Annotated in this window: 1 protein-coding gene; it reads left to right on the top strand. The window is 36.7% G+C overall.

Annotation, left to right across the window (positions count from 1 at the left end):
- A partial coding sequence (locus QGM60_RS18040; protein WP_281141636.1) for a GEVED domain-containing protein occupies positions 1-3,085 on the top strand: 3,085 nt, incomplete at both ends.

Raw genomic sequence — 3,085 nt, 5'->3', positions numbered from 1 at the left:
CTTTTGCTGGACCTCTAGAATTCTTTACAGGATATTGTGTCTCTGAACCAACTAGTAATGATGGAAATGGTGTTAATAACGTAGCTATTAATATACTTGATTTTCCGAGCTTTGGTGATGTAACTTATGAAAACCATACATCTCCTGTAGTAACGGTGTTCCAAGGTATAGAAACCACTGTAGAAATTGAGTTTGGACATGCATTTACTTACGATGCTAATATTTGGATTGACTTTAACGATGATTTAATTTTTGATGCTTCTGAGTTAGTTTTCTCTGGGGAATCTAACGGATCTGGTAACCCTCATATACTTGACGCTTCTTTTATAATGCCTGCAACGGCACCTATAGGACAACATAGAATGCGTATCGGAACAGCTGACTTCGGTCAATCAACACCTGACCCTTGTTATAATGGTTCATGGGGTGTTACGCTCGATTTTACTGTAAACATACAGGAATTATTATGTACGCTTCCTGAAGCTACTTATACAACAGTACCAGACTGTGCAGGAAATCAATTCTTTATTGATGTAGATGTTACAAGTATGGGTGATGCAGCTTCATTAGAAATTTCTAATGATTATGATGCCAATACTATTCAGGCACTAACCGTTGATACATATCAAGCCGGACCATTCCCTTTTGGTTCTTCTGTCAAAATATTCGTAATGAATGAACAAGATAATAACTGTACTATAAGTAGTGACACTTTTGAAGTATTAGCTTGTCCTCCTACCAACGATGAATGTATTAATGCTACTGTAGCTATTGTTAATGATGGTGAATCTTGTAATGATGTTACACCAGGTACAATCTTAGCTGCTACTCCTTCAGGAGTTCCTGCTGGAAGTTGTGCTGGGACACCTAATGACGATGTTTGGTTTCAGTTTACAGCTTTAGGTGAACAGCAAATTATTCAAATTATTAATATTACAGGAGGTACAACTAATATAGATCATGCGGTTTATGAAGGCTCATGCGGTTCTTTAACCGAAATTTATTGTTCAAGTGATGATTATAGTCTCACTCCAACCTTAGTTATAGGTAATACTTACTATGTTAGAGTATTTTCTAATGGATCTGTAAGTGAAACAAGTTCATTTGATTTATGTATTGGCACATTAGGTACACCAACATATTGTTTAGATGCATTACCTATTTGTGCTGATCCAGATATCGAATATCCAAGTGTAGTTGGTGACCAAACAGCACCTCCATATTTAGATTACGATTGTTTAGGATCTCAACCAGATCCGCAATGGAATACTATTAACTTTGATCTTGCTGGAGACTATGTATTTAGCTTAGATCAAACTAACGCAGCTGGTACAGGTTTAGATATCGACTTTATTGTTTGGGGACCATTTGTAGATCAACAAGGTGGTTGTGTAGATTTATTACCTGAAACCATTGCAGATTGTAGTTATTCTGCAACAGCATCAGAAACAATTACGCTTTCTAATGTTCCTGCAAATTCAGTTTATGTTATTTTAATAACCAATTTCTCTCAACAAGAAGGTACTTATACATTTGTTCAAGATTCAGGCCCTACTGATGGAACTAATTGTGATGTGGTTTGTGACGTTGTCATGGAAGTTGATGGTTTGCCTATTGAAGATGATGTTGCCGATTTGGCAACCCCAGATGAAGTATTAGACTACTGTGGTTTTGACAGTGTAACTTTAGAAGCTACTACATTCTATAGTGTTGACCAATATGTTTGGTATCAAGATGGTTTCGTTATCCCAGGTGCTGACTTACCTACATATACTGCTACAGAATCTGGAACATATCAAGTTCAAGTGTTAGGTGGTATTTGTGATCAAAGTATATTATATTTTTCTGCTTTAGTAGAAATAAATTTCTATGATGAAGCTCCAAGTGTTGCCTCTCAGAACTTAACTGTTTGTGATGGCCCTGAAATGGATGGTGTTGAAGATTTCGACTTGGACGCCCTAACAGCCTCATTAGGTTTAGGATCGGATTTCACAGTTACTTATTACACTAGTACTTCTGATGCAAATCAAGCAATCGGTGCTGTTTCTTCACCTTATAATTCTTCTGGTGAAACTTTAATTATTAGAGTTGAAGATACTGATGCATATAATGACAATCATTTAGGTTGTCGTCAATTGTCTCAAGTAGATTTAGTAGTTCAACCTGCACCTTCTATTGGCTCACCAATGGATTTAGAAACATGTTCTGCAGACACAACTACTGAATTCCAATTGACAGACAATGATGCCACTGTGCTTAATGGGCTGTCTGGAAATTATACTATTTCTTATCATGCTAGTATGGAAAATGCAGAAGATAATATTTCTGCTTTATCATCACCTTATATGGGCTCTAATGGAGATATAATATATGTTCGTTTAGAGAATACTGATACTGGCTGTTTTAATGTTGATTCTTTCAGTCTTATCATAAATCAACCTACCCAAACAGCAACGAGTCAAAACATTGAAGAATGTGATGATTCAGATGGATTTATTGATGATATGGCAGACTTTGACTTACTTGCTCATACAAATATAGTATTAGGTAATCAAGATGCATCTAATTACAATGTTACATATCATAATTCTCAAGAAGATGCTGAAAATAATAATAACGCATTACCTAATGTATATACTTCAGGTAGTACTACTGTCTATGTTAGAGTTGAAGATGTAAACTTCTCAAACTGTTATGTAATTAATTCTTTTGAGTTAATTGTTGGTTCTGTACCACAAGCCACGTTCGATCCATCATATGATTATGAAGTATGTCCAGGTGCTACGGTATCCATTGAGATTGCTCTTATACCTACCAACTTCAGTGCAGAGGATGTGACCATAAGCTGGTACTATGAAGGTACTCAGATCAACGGTGAGAGCGACCTTGTCCTTGACAGTGGCGTACTACTAAGCGGTGAGTACTCTGCTGAGATCATGTTCAACGATACGGGTTGTACAAACACTGTATACACAGACGTGGTAGAACTTGATTTCTGTGATTTCCCTCAAGGTATATCTCCTGGTGTATCACCTGGACAGAACGATACCTTCGACTTAAGCCCGTTCGATGTAACAGAGCTTAA

The sequence above is a fragment of the Winogradskyella sp. SYSU M77433 genome (assembly GCF_029911945.1).
Classification (GTDB): domain Bacteria; phylum Bacteroidota; class Bacteroidia; order Flavobacteriales; family Flavobacteriaceae; genus Winogradskyella.
The sequence above is the reverse complement of the archived record's forward strand: the minus strand, read 5'-3'. Positions and strand labels throughout refer to the sequence as shown.